Here is a 1,538-nt window from a genome sequence, read left to right as displayed (position 1 = left end):
CTCCCGTACGCGGGGGTGCCGTACGCGCCCGCGCCGTACGCCGCCGCGCCGTATCCCCCCGGACCGTAAGCACCGGCGCCCGGACCGGTGCCGCCGCCCAGGCCGGTTCCGCCGGGGCCGCCCTTGCCGAACTGGGCCCGAATGAAGGGGACCAGCAGCGTGCCGCCGTAGGACCACAGCAGTGCGAACAGCAGCAGTTCGGCGATACCGGCCGCGACCTCGCCATGTGCCGCGAAGCTGTCGCCGGAACCGAGGTCGTTGCCGTAGCCGTCGCCGCCCTCGTAGCCGCCGCCGTAGTCGTCACCGAGGCCACCGCTGCCGCCGTCGATCTCAGCGGTCGGGTTGCGGAATCCGGCGTCGAAGCTCGCCCCGGCCAGCGCGGCGACCAGCAGCAGCCCGAGGACGAAGAGTCCGGCGGCGAGCAACTGTTCGCGGCGGTCGGCGCTGCGCCGCGCCACCAGCGTCCCCAGCAGCAGCGCACACGCCAGGCCACCGGCCAGCGCGCCCACCACCGCCCAGCCGTGGGCCAGGTCGTTCAACTCGCCGTAGCCGAACGACTCGCGCCCCGCGTTCCACTGGGTGATGTTCCACTTCACATCGATGGGCGCGCCCCAGGCCAGCGCGAGACCGAGCGTCCCGACATTGGGCAGCATCGCCACCAGCGCCCACACGTCATCGGCGTCGACATCGTCCGCGGACGCCAGCAGGACCACGAACATCACCACGGAGGCCAGCGCGATCACACACACCAGCGCGAGCCCCGCGGTGCGCAGCGCGCCCGTCACCGCACGCGCGCCGGGGCGCGCGGCCAGCCAGGCGTCGGTGCCGCCCCGGGTCAGCACCAGCGCCGCGACGAAGGTGGAGAGCAGGAACGCCCACAGCAGGGTGAGTCCCGGCGAGGACTCCAACTCCAGCCCCTCGTACGACGGAGAGGCGTACAGCCCCAGCGCCAGTCCGCCGAGCCCGCACAGCGCGCCGATCCGCAGCGCCGCCTCGAAACCGGCCGACGGCGAGGCCGGAGCGAGCCGGCGCAGCTCGAAGCGGGATGCGACGACGAGCGCGCCGATCCATATGGCGGTCGCCAGCAACGGCAGTCCGGAGACCTCCGCTTCTCCTGCGATCCGGGCGCCGTTGGTCTGGTAGTCGGGGTCGGCGGAGACCCCGAACCCGCCGCCGATGCCCTGGAGCAGCGCGGCCAGTGCGACCCGCATCCGGGTGCCCCAGCCGATGTCCAGGTCGTCGATGTCGTCGTTGGACCAGATGCCCAGCAGGCAGGCCGCCACGAGCAGCAGTCCCAGTGGCCAGCCGGCGACGCGCAGCGCGCCCAGCCAGTCGCCCTTGACGGTCCGCGCCAGGAACATCCCGAGAGGGCTGGGTGGGCCCGGCTGGACGGGCTGCGGAGGCGGCATGGGCGGCGCGTAGCCGGGCTGCGCCGGCTGCGAGGTCTGGGTCGGTACGTACGTCGGCGGGCCCGCGGGCTCCGGCGGAGCGGCGGGCGGAGCAGCCGGCGGGGGCGGGCTCGCAGGCTCGGGCGGGGC

Annotated in this window: 1 pseudogene; it reads right to left on the bottom strand. The window is 74.5% G+C overall.

Annotated elements, in window-relative coordinates:
• Positions 1 to 1,409 (bottom strand): annotated as a pseudogene (locus ITI46_RS34405) (hypothetical protein); the annotation flags it as partial.
• Positions 1,410 to 1,538 lie beyond the last annotated feature (129 nt).

It is taken from the genome of Streptomyces oryzae, assembly GCF_017676365.1.
Classification (GTDB): Bacteria; Actinomycetota; Actinomycetes; order Streptomycetales; family Streptomycetaceae; genus Streptomyces; species Streptomyces oryzae.
Note: the sequence above shows the minus strand (reverse complement) of the source record. Positions and strands in the feature narration are given on the sequence as shown.